Annotated in this window: 16 protein-coding genes; 3 read left to right on the top strand and 13 right to left on the bottom strand. The window is 75.1% G+C overall.

Annotated elements, in window-relative coordinates:
* Positions 1–33: 33 nt before the first annotated feature.
* From ACIQKA_RS12200 to ACIQKA_RS12150, 11 genes are all read right to left on the bottom strand, one after another.
* Entirely contained in the window at positions 34–1,029 is a 996-nt protein-coding gene (locus ACIQKA_RS12200; protein ID WP_383152072.1) for an FAD binding domain-containing protein, read from the bottom strand.
* Positions 1,026–1,586 carry a (2Fe-2S)-binding protein gene (locus tag ACIQKA_RS12195; RefSeq protein WP_383152090.1) on the bottom strand — a complete coding sequence of 187 codons (561 nt, stop codon included), beginning with the start codon at positions 1,584–1,586 and terminating at the stop codon, positions 1,026–1,028. The genes ACIQKA_RS12200 and ACIQKA_RS12195 overlap by 4 nt, the downstream gene beginning before the upstream one ends.
* A gap of 173 nt (positions 1,587–1,759) precedes the next feature.
* Positions 1,760–2,749: an endo alpha-1,4 polygalactosaminidase gene (locus tag ACIQKA_RS12190; RefSeq protein WP_402540839.1), complete on the bottom strand. Its 990-nt coding sequence runs from the start codon at positions 2,747–2,749 to the stop codon at positions 1,760–1,762.
* Complete coding sequence (locus tag ACIQKA_RS12185; protein WP_383434473.1) at positions 2,746–3,408, bottom strand: spherulation-specific family 4 protein; 663 nt, start codon at positions 3,406–3,408, stop codon at positions 2,746–2,748. Before ACIQKA_RS12185 ends, ACIQKA_RS12190 begins: the two co-directional genes overlap by 4 nt.
* The gene (locus ACIQKA_RS12180; protein WP_383152069.1) at positions 3,405–4,352 is read right to left on the bottom strand and encodes an NAD-dependent epimerase/dehydratase family protein; all 948 of its coding nucleotides are present in this window, start codon (positions 4,350–4,352) and stop codon (positions 3,405–3,407) included. Before ACIQKA_RS12180 ends, ACIQKA_RS12185 begins: the two co-directional genes overlap by 4 nt.
* Before the next feature lie 6 nt (positions 4,353–4,358).
* The gene (locus tag ACIQKA_RS12175; protein ID WP_383152068.1) at positions 4,359–5,072 is read right to left on the bottom strand and encodes an NDP-sugar synthase; all 714 of its coding nucleotides are present in this window, start codon (positions 5,070–5,072) and stop codon (positions 4,359–4,361) included.
* Positions 5,073–5,103: 31 nt separating this feature from the next.
* Positions 5,104–6,105 (bottom strand): GDP-mannose 4,6-dehydratase, encoded by a 1,002-nt coding sequence (locus ACIQKA_RS12170; protein WP_391094101.1) that lies wholly within the window; start codon positions 6,103–6,105, stop codon positions 5,104–5,106.
* Positions 6,106–6,171: 66 nt separating this feature from the next.
* Positions 6,172–7,569 carry a hypothetical protein gene (locus ACIQKA_RS12165; protein ID WP_383152067.1) on the bottom strand — a complete coding sequence of 466 codons (1,398 nt, stop codon included), beginning with the start codon at positions 7,567–7,569 and terminating at the stop codon, positions 6,172–6,174.
* Complete coding sequence (pelF, locus tag ACIQKA_RS12160) at positions 7,566–9,080, bottom strand: GT4 family glycosyltransferase PelF (RefSeq protein ID WP_383434470.1); 1,515 nt, start codon at positions 9,078–9,080, stop codon at positions 7,566–7,568. The genes ACIQKA_RS12165 and pelF overlap by 4 nt, the downstream gene beginning before the upstream one ends.
* Positions 9,081–9,187: 107 nt before the next feature.
* Positions 9,188–11,314: a hypothetical protein gene (locus tag ACIQKA_RS12155; RefSeq protein ID WP_402540836.1), complete on the bottom strand. Its 2,127-nt coding sequence runs from the start codon at positions 11,312–11,314 to the stop codon at positions 9,188–9,190.
* Positions 11,315–11,704: 390 nt separating this feature from the next.
* The gene (locus tag ACIQKA_RS12150; RefSeq protein WP_383152064.1) at positions 11,705–12,235 is read right to left on the bottom strand and encodes a hypothetical protein; all 531 of its coding nucleotides are present in this window, start codon (positions 12,233–12,235) and stop codon (positions 11,705–11,707) included.
* 481 nt (positions 12,236–12,716) lie between these two features.
* Here ACIQKA_RS12150 and ACIQKA_RS12145 point away from each other — a divergent pair, with 481 nt between their 5' ends.
* Positions 12,717–13,517, top strand: a complete 801-nt coding sequence (locus ACIQKA_RS12145) for a polysaccharide deacetylase family protein (RefSeq protein ID WP_383444886.1) — start codon at positions 12,717–12,719, stop codon at positions 13,515–13,517.
* A 175-nt stretch (positions 13,518–13,692) separates the two neighbouring features.
* Here ACIQKA_RS12145 and ACIQKA_RS12140 read toward each other — a convergent pair whose 3' ends face one another.
* Complete coding sequence (locus ACIQKA_RS12140; protein WP_062751148.1) at positions 13,693–13,881, bottom strand: CsbD family protein; 189 nt, start codon at positions 13,879–13,881, stop codon at positions 13,693–13,695.
* A 231-nt stretch (positions 13,882–14,112) separates the two neighbouring features.
* Between ACIQKA_RS12140 and ACIQKA_RS12135 the strand changes: the two genes are divergently transcribed.
* Positions 14,113–16,284, top strand: a complete 2,172-nt coding sequence (locus ACIQKA_RS12135) for a hypothetical protein (protein ID WP_402540835.1) — start codon at positions 14,113–14,115, stop codon at positions 16,282–16,284.
* 167 nt (positions 16,285–16,451) lie between these two features.
* On the top strand, positions 16,452–16,748 hold the full coding sequence (locus ACIQKA_RS12130) for a hypothetical protein (RefSeq protein WP_383152061.1): 297 nt from the start codon (positions 16,452–16,454) through the stop codon (positions 16,746–16,748).
* Positions 16,749–16,838: 90 nt separating this feature from the next.
* Here ACIQKA_RS12130 and ACIQKA_RS12125 read toward each other — a convergent pair whose 3' ends face one another.
* A complete protein-coding gene (locus tag ACIQKA_RS12125) occupies positions 16,839–17,090 on the bottom strand; it encodes an EF-hand domain-containing protein (RefSeq protein WP_383152060.1) in 252 nt (83 codons plus the stop codon).
* Positions 17,091–17,249 lie beyond the last annotated feature (159 nt).

The raw sequence follows: 17,249 nt of genomic DNA, 5'->3' as shown, positions 1-17,249 counted from the left end.
GCGCGGTGCCTCCTGTGGTCGGCGTCGGGTGGTTCAGGCCGCGTCGGCGCGGGACGCGAGGTCGTGCAGCACGCTCACGGCGAGGTTGCGGGCGAGGGGCACCTTGAAGCCGTTGTCGCGCAGCGGCTCGGCGGCGGCGAGCTCGGCGTCGGCGGCCCGCCGGTACGTTCCGGCGGTCGCCGGGGCGCCGCGCAGCACCTCCTCCGCCGCGCGGGCCCGCCAGGGCTTGTGGGCGAGGCCGCCGAAGGCGAGGGCGGCGTGCCCGATCCGCCCGTCCTCGACGGTCAGGACGGCGGCGACGGAGGCGAGCGCGAAGGCGTACGAGGCGCGGTCGCGGGCCTTGCGGTAGGCGCCGCGCGCGCCGGGCGGCGGCGCGGGCAGCGTCACCCCGGTGATCAGCTCGCCGTCCTCGACGACGGTGTCCCGGTCCGGGCGGTCGCCGGGCAGCCGGTGGAACTCCGCGACCGGCACCGTCCGCTCGCCGGCCGGACCGCGCAGCCGGACCTCCGCGTCCAGGGCGACGAGGGCGACCGCCATGTCCGACGGGTGCGTGGCGACGCAGTGGACCGAGTGGCCGAGCACCGCGAGGTCGCGGTGGACGCCCTCGCGGGCGGGACAGCCCGAGCCGGGCGCGCGCTTGTTGCACGGCTTCGACGCGTCCTGGAAGTACGGGCAGCGGGTGCGCTGGAGCAGGTTGCCCCCGGTGGTGGCCGCGTTCCGCAGCTGGGGGGAGGCGCCGGCCAGGAGGGCCTGCGAGAGGACGGGGTAGCGGGCGCGCACGAGCGGATGGGCGGCGACGTCGCTGTTGCGCGCGGTCGCGCCGACGTGCAGTCCGCCCGCGGCGGTCTCCTCGACGGCGTCGAGCGGCAGCCCGTTGATGTCGATGAGCAGCGGCGGCCCCGCGACCCCCAGCTTCATCAGGTCCACGAGGTTGGTCCCGCCGGCCAGGAACCGGGCGCCGGGCTGGGCGGCGAACCGCTCGATCGCCTCCTCGGTGCGCTCCGGCCGGACGTACGCGAAGGGCTTCACCGCGCGGCCTCCTCGATCGCGTCGACGATGTGCGGATAGGCGCCGCAGCGGCAGATGTTCCCGCTCATGCGCTCGCGGATCTCGTACGGGGTGAGGGGCACCGGGCCGTCCGGCGGCCGCTCCGCGGGCGTCACGTACGACGGGCGCCCTTCGGCGGCCTCGTCGAGGAGGGCGACGGCCGAGCAGATCTGGCCGGGGGTGCAGTAGCCGCACTGGAGGGCGTCCCGGGCGACGAAGGCCTCCTGGACCGGGTGGAGCCGGTCGCCGTCGGCGAGGCCCTCGACCGTGGTGACGGAGGCGCCCGCGCAGGCGACGGCGAGCAGCAGGCAGGCGTTCACGCGCCGGCCGTCGAGCAGGACCGTGCAGGCCCCGCACTGCCCGTGGTCGCAGCCCTTCTTCGAACCGGTGAGGTCGAGGTGGTCGCGCAGGGCGTCCAGAAGGGTGGTGCGGTGGTCGACGGTGAGCGCGCGGTCCGTGCCGTTCACCCGCAGGGTGAGGGCGGAAACGGTCTCGGGGGCGGCCACCGGGGCTTCGCCCGCCGGTGCGGCCCGGTCCACGGATTCCACGGATCTGCCTCCTCGTCCTCGTCTTCGCCGACGGTATGCGAGGGGCGCCTGCCCCGCCTGTCGTGAGGCATGCGGGCGGTCGTGCCGGAGGCGGGACGGGCCTTCCCGGGCGACCGCGGACGGCGCCCGGGACGGCGGAGCCCGGCCACCGGCCGGCGAGGGCGTCAGCAGGGCTTCCGCCACACGTCCAGCTCCGGGTTCTTCAGCATCGACGACAGGCGGAGGGAACGGGACCGGGCGCAGAAGCGGGACGGGGACTCCTCGTACTCCACGTGGAAGACCGCCTTGCCCGCCGCGGTGAAGGGTTCGAGCAGCCCGCACTCGTCGAACTGGGCGCACTCCTCGTTGACCGCGAAGTCGAAGCGGTCCACCAACTGGGGGATCTGGGCGAGGTCGTTCTTCAGGCCCACCGCCAGGCCGCGCGCGTGGGCGATGTCCGCGATCATGCGGTTGTAGCGGAGCTGGTCCGCCGCCGTCAGGGGAAACCCCGTGTCGTTGCCGTAGCCCTCCACCAGGTCCGGTTCCACCGCGTCGAAGCCCTTGTCGCGGCACATGTCGAACCGGTGCTCCATCAGCGGGCGCAGGACGTCGAGGCGGCGGATGTCCAGCCAGCGTTCGCCGTGCCAGCCGTTGGGCCCGCCCAGGACGGATGCGGGGAAGGCGTCCCGGTCGGGCCGGTAGTCCTCCCAGGCGCCCACGTTGACGTAGCAGATCACCTTCCGCCCGTCCCGGTGCAGCCGGGCCACGTCGGCGGCGCTGTTCTCGAAGCCGTCGATGTCGTACACCGGCACGTCGACGGACGGGTCCACCCTGCCGTTGAGCTGCCACTGCCAGGCGAGGCCGGGGCGCGGCTGCCAGCGCGCGCCCGTCGCGGGGCGGGTGGGCGTGCGCTCCGGGGAGGGGCGGCCGGTCGCCGGCCGGCCGGTCGTGGGCCCCGGCGTCGGACCGGGCGGCCGGGACGTCGTCGGGCCGCCGGTCGTGGGGACGGGAGCGGGCGGGGGGCTCGCGGGCCGGGTGGTCGCCGGGCGCGTGCCCGGCCCGCTCGTCCCCGCCCCCTCGGCCGGTCCCTCCGCGCCCCCCGAGCACCCCGCGAGGAGGGCCAGGGCCAGGGTCAGGAGCGCGGCGGCGCGGGCCGCGCCCGGTCGCCGCCTCACCGCTCCGCCTCCGCCAGGGCCGGGGTCAGCCCCGCCCAGGGGTTCGGCGGCTCTCCCGTCACCGGGCCGCAGACCCCCGCGCCCCGCTCGCGCGCCGTGCGCACGGCCAGCGGGACGAGCGGGGCGGGCACCCCGTACACCAGGTGGCAGAGCCGTTCGGACGGCAGCCGCGCCGTCCACGACGGGCGGCTGAAGGTCGAGACGTACGTCGACCAGTGGCCCTCGAAGGTGACCGTCAGGTCCGCGAGCCGGACGTACCCGGGGGCCGGGTGGACCCCCGGGTTGATGACCACGGGGGAGACGCCCTCCCTGCGCAGCGAACGGATCGTGCGCCGGCAGGCCGGCAGGCCGTCGCGCCCCGCCGTCGTCTGGTCCAGGAAGCAGCCGTCCACCCCGTACCACTCCCGGTGCCGGAGCGCCTCCTCGGTGACGACCTCCGCGTCGCGCATGCCGTAGTCCGTGTCCACGTAGCCGAGCAGCCGGGCCCCCGCGGCCCGCAGCGCGCGGGCCGCGGCGGCGAACGCCGGGTCCGGCGCGTCGCCGGGACCGCTCGCCGGGTTGAGCACGACGGCGTAGGTGTGCGCGGCGCCGTTGATCAGCCGGTGCCAGGCGTCCGGGTCCTCGGCGGGATGGACGTACAGGGGGACGAGCAGGCTCACGGCGCCGCCACCCCGTCGGGCACGAAGGAGCGGGGCCGGGCCTCCCACAGCGCCGCGAGCGACGCGTCGAGCGTGTGGGCCGGGGCCCAGCCCAGGGCGGTGGCGGCCGCGGTGACGTCCGAGCACTGCCAGGACACCCGCGCGGACCGCTCGGAACCGCCCCCGCTCCCGTTCCCGTCCGCGCCCGCCTCCACGATCCGGCCGCGGAACCCCGCCGCGTCCGCGAGGCGCCGCACCAGCTCCCGCACGGGAAGCGCCTCGCCGCCGCCGACGTTCAGGACGGGCGGCAGCGGACCGGGCGCGGTCGCCGCCAGCTCCACCGCCCGCGCCACGTCCCGCACGTCCACGAAGTCGCGGTACGCCGAGAGGTCGCCGAGCCGCAGCTCCCCCTCCGGGTCCCCGGGGTCCGCCACCTCGGCGAGGAGCGCGGCCACCCGGCCCGGCAGGCCCGTGACGGGCGCCCCGGCCCCCACCGGATTGCCCACCCGCAGCACCACCGCGTCGAGCCCCGACGCCGTCACCGCCACCGTGCCAGCCAGCTTGGTCGCGCCGTACGGCCCCGCCGGGGCGCACGGCTCCGACTCCGCCACCCGCAGCCCGGGCGTTCCCGGCCCGTACTCGGCGGCCGAGCCCAGGTGGACGAGCCGGGCCCCGGGCGCGGCCTCGCGCAGGGCCGCGCACAGGGCGGCGGGCCCGCGCGCGTTCACCTCCGCGAGCGTGACGGCGTCGCCGCCGGTCGCGCCCGCGCAGTTGACCACGGCGTCGGGCGCGGCCTTCGCCAGGGCTCCCGCCAGGAGGTACGGGCGGTCGGCGGCGAGGTCGACGGCGACGTCGGCCCCCGGGGAGCGGCCGCCGACGAGCACCCGCGCGCCCGGAAGGGCGCGCAGCCGCTCGGTGACGTGGCCGCCCAGGTATCCGCCGGCGCCGAGGACGAGGATGCGCATTGCTGTTCAGGCTCCCTTGAGCAGGAGGGACTTGCGGCTGGTGAACTCCGCGTTGGCCCGGTCGTAGTCGTCGGGACGGCCGATGTCCAGCCAGTAGCCGTCGAAGTCGTAGGCGTGCGGGGGCGTCTCGGCGGCGAGCAGGTCGAGCACCAGCTCGTCGAAGCCGAGGGGCAGCCCCGGCGTGTAGGCGTCGAGGGTCTTCCGGGAGACGCCGTAGACCCCCATGGACACCCGGTAGTCGATGCTGGGCTTCTCGGTGAAGGCCACCACCCGGCTGTCGTCGGTGGTCAGCACCCCGAAGTCGATGTGCACCTTGCGGGCGTAGGTGGCGATGGTCAGCGGTGCGCCCGCCGCCTCGTGCCGGCGCAGCACGTCCGCGTAGTCGAGGTCGGTGAGCACGTCGCCGTTCATGACGAGGAAGTGCTCCGGCAGCCGGTCGCGCAGGTTGAGCAGCGGGCCCATCGTGCCGAGCGGGTTCTCCTCGGTGGCGTAGTCGATGCTCAGGCCCCACTGCGCGCCGTCGCCCACGTAGGCCCGGATGATCTCGCCGAGGTGCCCGATGGCGAGGGTGCAGTGGGTGAAGCCGGCCTGGGAGAGCTGGCGCAGCACGATCTCCAGGATCGCGTGCTCGTCGCCGATGGGGACGAGCGGCTTGGGCAGCGCGGTGGTGTACGGCCGCAGCCGGACGCCCTTTCCACCGGCCAGGATCACAGCGTGCATGGCATACCTCCTGCGGGACGTGCCGGACGGGTCAGATGTTGTAGATGCCGGTCTTGTAGCGGGCCAGGTTCGCGGGGTCGGTGAACCACTCGGCGGTCCGCGCGAGGCCCTCCTCCAGGGAGTGGTCCGGCTGCCAGCCGGTCGCCGCGGTCAGCCGGGAGGCGTCCGCGACCAGCCGCATCACCTCGGAGTCGGCGGGGCGCAGCCGCGCCGGGTCCTCGCGGACGTCGAGCGGGGTGTCCATCACCTTGCCGATCAGCGCGACCAGGTCGCCCACGGAGATCTCCCCGCCCGTCCCCGCGTTGAGGGTGCGGCCCACGACGTCCTTCGCCGGGGCCGTGCCCACGGCGAGGAACGCCCGCGCGGTGTCCTTCACGTAGGTGAAGTCCCGGGTGGGGCGCAGGTCCCCGAGGGTCAGGGTGCGCTCCCCGGCGGCCACCTGGCCGATGACGGTGGGGATCACGGCCCGCATCGACTGCCGGGGGCCGAAGGTGTTGAACGGGCGGAGCGTCACCACGGGGGTGCCGAAGCTGGCGTGGTAGCTGTCCGCGAGCCGGTCGCCGCCCGCCTTCGACGCGGCGTACGGCGACTGGGTGTTGATGGGGTGGTCCTCGGTGATCGGGACCGTCTGCGCCGTGCCGTACGTCTCGCTGGTCGAGGTGTGCACGAGCCGGGGCGTCCCCAGCGCGCGCACGGCTTCGAGGACGTTGAGGGTGCCGGTCACGTTGGTGTCCACGTAACTGTGCGGCGCCTGGTAGGAGTACGGGATCGCGATGAGCGCGGCGAGGTGGTACGCGCAGTCGGCGCCCTCCAGGAGGCCGCGCACCGAGCCCGGGTCGCGGACGTCGCCGAGCACGATCTCCACCTGGTCGAGGACGTCGGGGGAGAGGGTCTCCAGCCAGCCGTACGAGGAGAACGAGTTGTACTGGGCCATGGCCCTGACCCGGTGGCCGGAGGCGACGAGCGCCTCGGTCAGGTGCGAGCCGATGAACCCTTCGGCTCCGGTGACGGCGGCGAGCGGTGCGGAGGTCAACTCTTCGGTCCTTTCGACGGGAACAGCACGGTGGTGGGCATGAGGAGCGGCGGGCGGGCGGTCCGGTCAGACGTGCGGGGACGGCCGGCCCAGGAGGGCGACGACACAGGCCGCCAGACAGATCGCGGCCGCGGCGCAGATCGACGGCAGCACGGCGGACCCGCCGGGCGGCCCCGCCACGGTGACGACCGCGGCGCCCGCGGCGGTCGCCGGGCAGACCACCGCCGGCGGCCAGGCCACGCCGAACGCCTGGAGCAGGAGGGCGGTCCACAGCAGCGCCGCGAGGGACAGCAGCGCGGTCGGGCCGGAGCCCAGGAACAGCGCCGGGAGCAGCAGGAGCAGCAGGTAGCAGAGGAGGCAGAGGGCGAGGACGCCGGACGAGCGGACCAGGAACGCCCGGGGCGTGGCGCTGGCGCGCAGCGCGGCGACCGACCAGCCCCGGTAACGGTAGAGCAGCCACTCCGCCGGGCCCATGCTCAGCGTCAGGACGATGACCGCGTACGGGTCCTGACGTCCCTCCAGCATCACGAGCACCGCCGCCGCGAGCCCGAACAGGCCGTACGGCACGGAGCCGCGCAGCCGGGGGCGCGGGCCCCCGGCGGCCGGGACGGCGAGGCCCGAGGCCAGCACCCGCAGGGCGACGGCCAGCGTGGCGAGCAGCGCGAGCAGCGGGAAGGTGAGCCGCAGCAGGGTGCCGGGCTCCCACCAGGGCAGCACGGCCGCACCGGCGATCAGCGGGCTGAGCGCGGCGAGCAGCAGCCGCTCCCGGCCGAGCACGAGCAGGACGCCCGCCGCCGCCAGGTACAGCGACTGGGCCGCCGCCGCCACCGTGGCGGGACCGCCCCCGGCGGGGATCGCGGCGAGGCCGGTGGCCACGCACGCCCCCAGCACGGAACCGGCCAGCAGCGTGCGCGACGCCTCCCGCCGGCCCGTGGTGAGCCGCAGGTGCGCCCGGTGCCCGAGCGCCTGCCCCCACGCCCAGGACACGACGCCCGCCGTGATCAGGACGGGGGCGTGCTCGTCGATCCGCCACAGCGGTCCGGTGAGCAGGTACGCCAGGGCCGGGAGCGCGAACAGCAGGCCGCGCAGCAGGCACCGCACGGTGTCGGGCCGCCACGGGTCCGGGGGAGCGGCCGGCTCGGGGAACGCCCGGGGCACCCGCTCGTACAGCGCCGCCGCGAGCGAGAACAGGGTGGGGTGGCCGTACCGTTCCTTGATCACGACGGCGGACAGGCCGTCCGCCTCCAGGAGCGCGGCCACCTCGTAGGGGTGGACGGCCGGGCCGATGCGGTCGGCGAGCTCGGCGGCGAGCGCGCTGACCGCCTCCTCGTCGGGGCCCTTCGAGGGGAGCCGGATCGCGAGCGTGGCGTCGTCCAGGAACCGGCGGGGACGCGGCACGGCCAGGCGGATGGCGAGCGTGTCCTGCTCGGCCCCGCCGGGTTCGAGGGACATCGGCCCGCTCATCCGGCGAGGCTCCCCGTGCGGCTGACCGCCGGGACGGGCAGGACGATCCGGGCCGGCTCCGGCCGCCGCTCACCGGCGGCCAGTTCGTGGTAGATCGCGCGGAAGGTGTCGACGGTCTGCCGGAGGGTGAACCGCTCGATCACCCGCAGCCGCGCCGCCTCGCCCATCGCCCGGCGCCGGACGGGGTCGCCGAGCAGGGCGAGCGCGGCCTCCGCCATCGCGGCCGGGTCGCGCGGCGGCACCACGAGCCCGGTGTCGCCGACGGCCTCCCGCACGCCCCCGACGTCGGTGGAGACGGTCGCGCGCCCGCACGACATCGCCTCGATCAGGGTGAACGGGAAGCCCTCGCTGATGCTGGACAGCATCACGACGTTGCCGGCCGCGTAGGCGTCCTTGATGTCGTCGACGCGCCCCTCGAAGGTCACGGCGTCCGCGTGGCCGAGCTCGGCCGCCAGGGCCTCGCAGCGCTCCCGGTAGGCCTCGCCGCCCCGGGGCGTGCCGCCGAAGAGCCGCAGCCGCACCTCGGGCATCCGCTCCCGGACCAGGGCGAGGGAGCGGATCAGCGTCTCCAGGTCCTTGATCGGGTCCACGCGCCCGGCCCAGCTCAGGGTGGGGGCGTCCGGCTCGGGTCCGGCGGGCGGGAAGGCGGCGGGGTCGACGCCGTTGTAGACGGTGCGGATGGCCTCGGGGGCGGCGCCGCCCTCCTCCTCCCACAGCCGGTTGTAGCGGTTGCCCGGGGTGATCAGGGCCGCCTTGCGGTAGCTCTCCTCCGCGAGCAGCCGGAAGAAGCCCAGGACCACGGCCTTCACCGGCCAGCGGTAGGGGGCGGTGCGGTAGCCGAGGTAGCGCTCGCGCAGGTAGACGCCGTGCTCGGTGAGCAGCAGCGGCACCCCGTTCCGCTCCAGGGCCGCGAGGCCCGGCAGGGCGGCCACCCCGCCGCTGACGGCGTGCGCGACGCCCCCGGAGGGCGTCGGCGCGGACAGCGGCCGCAGCGCGTGTTCGAGCAGGGCCGTGGCGGTGATCGCGTCGTGCAGGGTCGGCCGGGCCTCCCGCACGGCGAGCCCCGGCCGCCGCCACACGGAGGTGAGGACCGAGATCGCCGCGTCGCTCCGCAGGAACGGACTCAGCTGCCCGTCCCCGGCGGCGTGCGCGAGGGCGTACAGGGCGGGGCCGAAACCGGCCTCGGCGCCCGGGTCGAGCAGCGCCGTCACGAACCTCTCGTACGCTTCGGCGAGCCGCCTGCCCGCCCTGCCCCGGGGCGGCCGGCCCTCCGGCGCCGGGCCCCACATGGGCACGGACAGGACGTGGGAGACGTGGGCCGGCAGGTCCCAGGCGAGCGGTTCGCGGCCGGAGCCGGTGACGGCGAGGACGTCGAAGTCGACGTCCGGCATGCCGGTGACGAGCTGGTCGCACCAGACGCTGACACCCCCGTGGCTGTGCGGGTAGGTGCCTTCGGTCAGGAGGGTGACGCGCGGGGCGCCGGAGCGCCGCGCGCCGCGGTGAACGTGCATAGGTGTGTGCTCCGCGGCCGTGGTGGGAGTGGTCGTGCCGGTCCCGGCCGCCGGTGGGCGGCCGGGACCTCGCTGCCGTACGGGATCGGCGCCGGGTGGTGCGGCGGTCAGCCGCCCGTGCCGGGGGAGACGGGCTCGGCCACGCCCTCGGGGACCAGGGCGGCGGGCGCCGGGGCCGGGACCGCGGCCGGGGCGGAGCCGCCCGCGTCGGCGGCCGGGGCGGAGGGCAGCGCCAGGGACAGCGGCGCGCCCGCGAGGGACGTCCAGCCTGAGCGCCCGCCCGCGTACGCCTCGCCGAAGGCGGAGCCGGACCGCAGGGTGCCCTCGGGCACGGTCACCGGGACCGTCGTGCCGCTGGGGGCCTCGACGGTCACCGCGGTGCCGATGCGGTACGCCGTGACCTGGCCGTTCTGCACGGCCGTGCGCCAGGCGGAGCGCCGCTGGAGCTCCCGTCCGATGTCCTTCATCCGCAGGTTCATCACCGGGGTGCTCGGGGCGAACAGCGCGTCGTAGGCGTCGAGGACGCCGTCCAGGACCGGGTAGGCGATGCGGTCCTCGGCCAGGTTCGACTGGTGGATGAAGTGCGGCTTGGGGTCGTTGGCGAGGACGTGGCCCAGGGCGATCTGCCGCTCCAGGGGCACGATGTGGTCCGCGTAGCCGGTGGCGGGGTCGAGCGGGGCGGGCAGGCAGGTGGTGGTGGCCGGGTTGTCCTCGCAGATCCCGCTGCCGCCCTGCGCGCGGCTGGTGTAGATCCAGTTGTACTCGTCGACCTGCTCGGCGGCCCGGCCCGCGTTGTAGAAGACGTTCATCGGGTGGCGGGGGACCGTCGTGGCCGTGCCGACCTGGCGCTGTCCGGGCTCGCGGGAGTTGTCCGAGCCCAGCCAGCCGATGGTGTTGTCGCCGAGGGCCGGCCCCAGGTTCGGGTTGTCGACGTTCTGCTGGGGCAGGACGCGCAGTCCGGAGTGCTCGCCGGTGACCAGCTCGTCGTTCTGCAGCGGGAGCCCGGCGGTCTGGCCCCACACGCGGTTCAGCGCGATCTCGTCGGAGACGTCCTGCCGGGAGACCCACTTGATCGAGCCGTTGGGGTTCGTGGCGCACTGCCACGGCACCACGCTCGTGTTCTGCTCGCAGCCGAGGAAGGCGTGCGTGTAGGTGTGGTTGATCCAGCGGAAGTCGTTCCGCTTCGCGACGAACCGGTCGGCCAGCGGGTCCGCGCCGTTGTTGTCCGAGCGGAAGTCGACGGTGCCGGCGGCGTTGTAGGCCATGTCCAGGGTGAAGCCGCGCGAGGTCTGCCAGGAGGCGGCGTGGTCCACGTCGGCGGCCGTCATCCGGATCGGGTCCGGCACCGCGTTCGGGTCGGTGCAGTCCACGTCGCCGGGCGTGCAGTTGAGCGTGGAGTTCCAGCGGTCGTCGGCCGCGAACACGTCGTCGACGTGGACGGCGAAGTAGTTCCGGGAGGCGCCCAGGCGCGTCCCGCCGGTCATCCAGTCCACGATGCCCCGGGCGAGCAGGCGGAACTGCTGCTGGTACTGGTTGTAGACGAAGGTGACGACCAGCTCGCGGCGCCCGTCGTGCCGGTACTCGCCGACCAGGGAGCCGCGCTTGGCCGTCCCGGGTATCGACGCCTCGACGTACGGGGTGAAGTCGGCACCCGCCGTCGGCGTCGACAGGTAGGCGTAGCTCTCGCCCACGGAGGGCGAGTTGTCCTCGAACGGCACGGCCCCTTCGAGGTAGCCGAACGGGCCCGAGAGCCCGGCCGCGGTCGTCTGCGCCCGCACCCCGTCGAGGCTTCCCGCGTACCCGCCGTAGACGGCGTACTGGAGGCCGACCTCGGGCCGGGCGTAGGTGTACGCGTCGACCTGCGGGATGTCGTAGGTCCGCTCGTAGTCCGCGAGCGCGGTCATCTCCGCGGAGCCGGCCGGGAACGGGTTGTCGTTCGGCAGGACCACGGCCTGGAACCTGGCCCGGTGCCGGTCGCCCGCGGTGTCCGCGAGGTAGGCGGCGTCGATGACGGGGCGGTCGGCACGGGTGAGGTCGATCTCCGTGTACGGCGTTCCCGCGGCGTCCAGTTCGGCGGCGATGGCGTCGGTGGCCGGCCCGCCGTCGGTCACGACGAGGACCCTCAGGTCGATGCGCGGGTCCGTCTCGACGGCCTGGGCCGAAGCGCCCGGCAGGGCGAGGGCGGCGACGAGCGTGCCCGCGGTGAACAGGGTGGTGCCTATGAGCCGCTTCATGCGGTGGTGTCCCCTCCCGGAGCAGGGGTGAGTACGGCTCCGAGGAGCGGACGCACCCCCTCGTGGGCGCCGGCATCCCCCTCGAAGGCCGGTCGTCCACGCATCCGTCGCGTCAAATGGTGAGGTATCTGTGGAGCTTTCGTGGTCCCGCCGCGAAAGGTGACGGAAAAACGCGGGCGTTCGGGACGGTGGTTCCGGTGTGACGATCGGACCGGAGTCCGGTCCGGATCCCGGCCGCCCTCCGCGCTCGGAGCTCGATGCCCAGGTGGGAGGGGTGGCCGGGGCGTCGGCGGATCGTGGGGCGGCCGAGACGGCCGTCATTGGTGTAGACCGGCGGGCCGGACGGGGCGAGGGTCTGTTTCCGGACGCGCCCCGCCCGGCCGGAGGGCGTCAGGCGCAGAGGACGCGGGTCTCGGGCGTGTAGGCCGGACCGCCGCTGACGCTGGAGCTGTCGCTGAACTCGGCGTAGAAGTAGGAGTAGAAGCCGATGTTGCCGTTGCAGCCGGAGTCGGCGGCGACCTGGAGCGTCAGGGTCACGGTCCTGCTCTGGCCGGGCGGGATGGTGGCTCCGTAGTTGGCGCCGAGGTTGGCGGGGCCGGTGCCGGCGCAGGGGGTGCTGCCGCCGGGGCCGGCCAGCGAGCAGCCGGTGAAGGAGTACTTCAGGTCCGGGCGCTGGTTGGTGAGCCAGGTCGGGTCGATCGTCTGGTAGACGAACCAGACGTCGTAGGACTGGTTGTTCTTCAGCGTCATGGACAGGTTGACCGTGCCGCCGGGGGTGGTCGTGGCGGCGTCCGTGCTGAAGGTCAGCTCGGCCGGGGCGAGCGACGCGGACGCGCTCGCGGTCGGGGCCAGGCCGAACACGGCGAGGAAGAGGGCGAGGACGGCGGTGAGACCGAGGCGTCTCGTGAGGTGGGATCGCATGGCCCGGGAGGCTAGGGACGGGCGCGGCCCGGCGTCTGCCCCCGCGCGGCCGGTCCGGGCGGCCGACGGCCGAAAGTGCGCTTCCCGTGAAGGACCTGGGAGGAAAGCGTGACGGGCGTCCGCCGGCCGCATCCGCGCACGCCGCGACGGGTGCGGCCCCGCGCGGCCGGCCGGTCCCGCCCCAGGCGGCTCCCCGCGGTGTGGGCTACACCATTGGCGCGTACACAGCAGTTCCGCGCGCCCGGCGTGTCCGCCGCACCGGCCGGACACCGCGTACTCCCGGCCAGAGGGCCGACTTTCGGCCCCGCCGCCGTTCCGCCCCGCCGCGCGGCGCCTCCCCAAGGGGTGGGACGCGCGCCGGGGTGACGTACGCCTCCCGGCGGCGGCGAACCTTCCGGCGCCCGGATGAAACCTTCTTGCCGTTCGCACCGTCCTCTCACGCGGGAGAAGGACCTGCGACAACGGGGGAGTGGTCGATTCCATGGAGCGGAACAAGTACACGGCGCACCTGGCGGTGGTCGCCTCCGCGGTCGGACTCGGCCTGGCGGTCTGGGCGGCCGCCGCGGTCACGCAGACGGAGGCGGAGGCCGACGCCGGGAACGGGCGCCCGGCGGCCGTGCGGTCGCCGGACGGGGGAGCCGGGGGCCCGGCCCAGGCGCCGCCGAAGAAGATGCCCGAGAGCATCGCGCACGCCGCCGAGGCGGGCGGCGGGGCGGTCAACATCACCATCGACGACGGGCCCGACCCGCGCTGGACGCCCCCGATGCTGGAGATCCTCGAGGAGCACGGGGTCAAGGCCGTGTTCTGCATGGTGGGACCCGAGGCGAAGCGCCACCCCGACCTGGTCAGGAGGGTCGTCGCGGAGGGGCACCGGCTCTGCGACCACACCGTCTCCCACGACACCGCGATGGACAGGAAGTCCGTCGCGTACCAGAAGCGGCAGATCCTGGACGCGAAGAGGATGATCGAGGACGCGGCCGGGGGCGCGAAGGTCGAGTACTACCGGGCGCCCGGCGGGGCCTTCACGCCGGACAGCCGGCGGATCGCCGCGGAGGCGGGCATGCGGCCGCTCGGCTGGAACGTGGACACCAAGGACTTCGAGCTGCCCGGCACGGCCTCGATCGTGAACACGGTCAAGACCGAGCTGTCCAACGGGCCGACCATCCTCTTCCACGACGGCGGCGGCGACCGCGCCCAGACCGTCGCGGCCCTGCGGCAGGTGCTGCCGTGGCTCAAGGGCCAGGGGCGCACCTTCAGCTTCCCCGTACGGACGGCTCCCTGAGGCTCCGCGGACCCTCCGGGCCCCCGCGGACGGGCCCCGGGCTCCGCCGGGCCCCGCGCCCGTGCCCTCCGGAAACGCGAGGAGGACCGCCCGGCCGGTGCCGGGCGGTCCTTCCGCTGTACGGGCCGTCCTCCAGAGCGCGGTACGGCGGCCCGAGCGTCTCGGAGGTGCGAGCCTAGGAGTCGTCGCGCTTCAGGGAGTCACGGACGCCCTCGACCTTCCCCTGGGCCTTCTCGCCGACCTCGCGGGCCTGGCCCTTCATCTGGTCGGCCTGGCCCTCGCTCTTCAGGCGCTCGTTGCCGGTCGCCTTGCCGGCCGCCTCCTTGAGCTTGCCCTTGGCCTTGTCCATGTGGCTCTCACCCATGACTGGTACGCCCCTTTTCTGGTCGACTGGGGTACTTCGGTCACGTTAGGCGGGTTCCCCGGATCCCGCTCGCCAACCATCCGATTCCGATTCCGCCGGACGGACCCTCCGGCACCGGCCGCGATCCGTGCGCGGAAGCCTCCGCCCCGGTGGCGAGAACCGCACGTCGGCCCTCCGCTCCGGGGTGAAAACCGCATGCACGTGCGTGCGAAAGGCTGGCAGCATGCCGGAATGGATCACGCCCTCGAACGTCTGGTCGTCCGCCACACCCGCCGCGTCCCCGTTCCGGCCGGCCCCGCCGGAGACGGCGCCGGGGCGGCCCGGCAGCTCGACGCCGCCCTGGCGACGGCGGGGTTCAAGCTCTCGGCCGACCTGTTCGACGCCCTCTCCGGCCTCGCCCGGGAGACGGTCCTCGCGACCGCCGCCGCCACCCTGGACACCGTCCGGGAACTGGTCGGCGACCACGTCCGGCACAACGTCTGCTTCGTGGACTTCCCGGCCAACGTGCCCGACACCCAGGAGTTCTGGGCGCGGTGCGTCACCGAGGCCCTCGCCGACCCCTCCTCGCGGAAGAGCGTGACCGAACGGCTGCGCACCGGCGTCCTGAACCTGCTCGACCTCCCGTCCTACGGCACCTACCGGCACACCTACGAGGAGATGCTCGCCGCCCACGACGAGCTGATCGCCACGGCCGGCGACCGCGTGACCGTCCTGCACCCCGGCCGCCCGCTCGACGACGAGGCCACCGCCCTCTACCTGGCCCTGGCCGGAAGCACCACCCCGCTCGGCGACGACCACCTGCGCGACCTCGCCGTCCTCGCCGCCCACCGCGCCGACGGACCCCAGCCCGAGGAGATCCCGGTCCGGGAGATCCGCGCCGTCGTCAACCGGGCCCGGCTCGCGGCCGGCGCCGACCCGCTCCTGGACACCGTCACCGACGTGCTCCGCCTGGCGTGCGCGCTCGCCGGCGGCGACGTCGCCCTGCGGGAGCCGACCCGCTTCCGCGCCCTGTCCCGGCCGGTCCGCCGCGCCCTGCTCGGCGCCCTCGACGCCGTCGTCGCCGCGAGCCCCGCCAAGCTCGCCGACGTCTCCGCGCACCGCGAGGCCTGGAAGCGCCTGGGCGAGCGGCTGCACCCGCACGAGTACCCGCGGTGGCCGCACGCCGCCGAGGTCTTCGCCGTCGCCCGGGGCGAGAGGACGGCCCCGTCCTTCGACAGCCGCGTGGAGGAACTGCTCGGCCGGAACGACGTCACCGGCGCGGCCGGACTGCTGGCCTCGGCCCCCGGCCGGCTCCTGCGCGCCCTCGACCGCCTCCTCCGCGCCGCCGACGGCCCGGAGGAGCTGGACGCCGTCGTCACCGCGTGCGAGCGGGCCCTCCCCGGGGCCTCCGGCCGCGTCGTCCTCTCCCTCCGCGAACACCTCGGGAACCGGACGGGCGAGGGCGGGAGGCACCGGGTCTTCGTCAACCGGCTCGGCGGCGCCTGGGTCACCGCCGACACCAGGCCCCCGCTGCCGGACGCCGCGCGCGAACGCCTGTGCGCCGCCCTCGACGCCGAGACCCGGCGCCGGCTCCCCGCCCCCGGCCGCCTGTTCGTCGACCCCGCCGTCCTGGACGTGGCGCTCCCGCTCAGCGGCAGGGCGACCGCCGACGGCCTCGGCGTCCTGCCGCGCGGGTCCGTCTCGCCGGTGGAGGGCGACCTGCTGCGCTTCTTCACGTACTGGAAGCAGACGGTCCGGAGCACCGACTACGACCTGTCGGCCCTCGTCCTGGACGCCGACCACCGGACCGTCACCTGGCTCTCGTACACCGCCCTCACCGCGGTCGAGGGCGCCCATTCGGGTGACATCACCGATGCTCCCCGGGGCGCCTCGGAATTCATCGACCTGCGGCTCGGCGCCGTGCGCGGCACGTACGTCGTCCCGCAGGTGAACATCTACTCCGGCGAGGGCTTCGAGGAGGTCGAGGAGTCGTTCTTCGGCTTCATGCTCCGCGACGCCGAGCAGAAGGGGCGCCCCTTCGAACCGCGCACGGTCCGCATGAAGTCGGACCTGCGCGGCCCCGGCCGGGTCGCGCTGCCGCTCGCGTTCGAACGGGACGGCGACGGCCGCTGGCACGCGCGCTGGCTGCACCTCTACCTCAGGGGCAGCCCGTCGGCGAACCGCGTCGAGGAGAACCGGGTGTCGGTCGCGGTCCTGCTCCGGGGACTCCTGGCCCGCGCCCCGCTGACGGTCCGCCACCTCGTGGACCTGATGGCGGCCGGCGCCCCGGCGCCGGCCGCCTGGGACGGCACGGCGGTGCCGGACGGCCCCGTCACGTACATCGGTCTGGACCGCCCCGCCGGCCTGCCGCCGGGCTCGCGCGTCTTCACCCCGGAAAATCTGCGCGACCTGATCCCCGCCTGACTGCTACGGTCGTCCCGGGCGAGGCCATGAAGAGGCTTCCTTCTCACCCTTCCATGAAATAGTCTCTTCGCTTTCCTCGCCCCTCTGCTTCCGGCGGCGGGCCCCCGTTCGGGCGGTGGGAACGGGGCGGCCGTGTCCGCCGGCGGTGCGGCCGCGTTGGTCGGGGCATGACCTCAGCACGACGCATCTCCTCCGTCCTCGCCGTCGCCGCCGCCTTCTCGTGCCTGGGCGCGTCCGCGGCGAGCGCCGCCCCCGCCGCCGGCCCGCTCGGCCCGCCGATCAACCCGGTCACGGAGCTCGACTCCCTGGCCGCGACCGGTCTCCCCGAGGAGCAGGCCGCGCGGCTGCCCGGCCTCTCCGAGCAGCTCGGCGGGCTGAACCGGCTCCACGACCTCCAGCAGCTCCACCAGCTCACCGACCTGGCGGCCCCGGTCACCGGGGTGCTCCCCGCGGTCTCCGTCTGACCCGCCCGTCCCCGGGCCGCCACCGGCCCCCGCAACGGCACCGCGCCACCCGCGCGGTGCCGTTCGCGCGTCACGGCCGGGCCCCTGGACTCACCAGCCGAAACGCCGGTTCACCAGCGTCGAGAACTCTTCGAAGGACAGCACGCGGTCGCCGTTCATGTCGGCCTCGTCGAACAGGGCCGAGGAGTCGTCTTCGGTCCCCACGCCCCAGAAGGGGATCACGCCCCGCGCGGCGAGCGTGGGGCCCTTGGACCGCAGGGCGTCGATGACCTCGGCACGGGTCAGGGTGCCGTCCCGGTCGAGGTCGAGCGCGTCGAAGAGGGTCCGGGCCTTGTCGCTCATGGGGTGTCCTGGCTCCTGGGTCGGTGGCCGCCGGTCGGCGTCGGGTCCTGTGCGGAAGGACGCGGCGCGGGTCCGGGAGGTTGCCCCGGCCTCCCCGGAGACCGCCGAAAACACGTGGACCGGGGAGGCGTTTGCGCGGGAGACTCCCGTTCCTCACCT

The organism is Streptomyces sp. NPDC092045, assembly GCF_044756005.1.
In the GTDB taxonomy this organism is placed as follows: Bacteria; Actinomycetota; Actinomycetes; order Streptomycetales; family Streptomycetaceae; genus Streptomyces.
This window is presented reverse-complemented; position numbering and strand designations above follow the sequence as displayed.

Bases quoted from the DNA above. Each gene is read 5' to 3' on its own strand.
- ACIQKA_RS12150 (WP_383152064.1), bottom strand. From the start codon at position 12,235: ATGCGATCCCACCTCACGAGACGCCTCGGTCTCACCGCCGTCCTCGCC.
- ACIQKA_RS12145 (WP_383444886.1), top strand. From the start codon at position 12,717: ATGGAGCGGAACAAGTACACGGCGCACCTGGCGGTGGTCGCCTCCGCG.
- ACIQKA_RS12125 (WP_383152060.1), bottom strand. From the start codon at position 17,090: ATGAGCGACAAGGCCCGGACCCTCTTCGACGCGCTCGACCTCGACCGG.
- ACIQKA_RS12155 (WP_402540836.1), bottom strand. From the start codon at position 11,314: ATGAAGCGGCTCATAGGCACCACCCTGTTCACCGCGGGCACGCTCGTC.
- ACIQKA_RS12175 (WP_383152068.1), bottom strand. From the start codon at position 5,072: ATGCACGCTGTGATCCTGGCCGGTGGAAAGGGCGTCCGGCTGCGGCCG.
- pelF (WP_383434470.1), bottom strand. From the start codon at position 9,080: ATGCACGTTCACCGCGGCGCGCGGCGCTCCGGCGCCCCGCGCGTCACC.
- ACIQKA_RS12180 (WP_383152069.1), bottom strand. From the start codon at position 4,352: ATGCGCATCCTCGTCCTCGGCGCCGGCGGATACCTGGGCGGCCACGTC.
- ACIQKA_RS12130 (WP_383152061.1), top strand. From the start codon at position 16,452: ATGACCTCAGCACGACGCATCTCCTCCGTCCTCGCCGTCGCCGCCGCC.
- ACIQKA_RS12135 (WP_402540835.1), top strand. From the start codon at position 14,113: ATGGATCACGCCCTCGAACGTCTGGTCGTCCGCCACACCCGCCGCGTC.
- ACIQKA_RS12140 (WP_062751148.1), bottom strand. From the start codon at position 13,881: ATGGGTGAGAGCCACATGGACAAGGCCAAGGGCAAGCTCAAGGAGGCG.
- ACIQKA_RS12165 (WP_383152067.1), bottom strand. From the start codon at position 7,569: ATGAGCGGGCCGATGTCCCTCGAACCCGGCGGGGCCGAGCAGGACACG.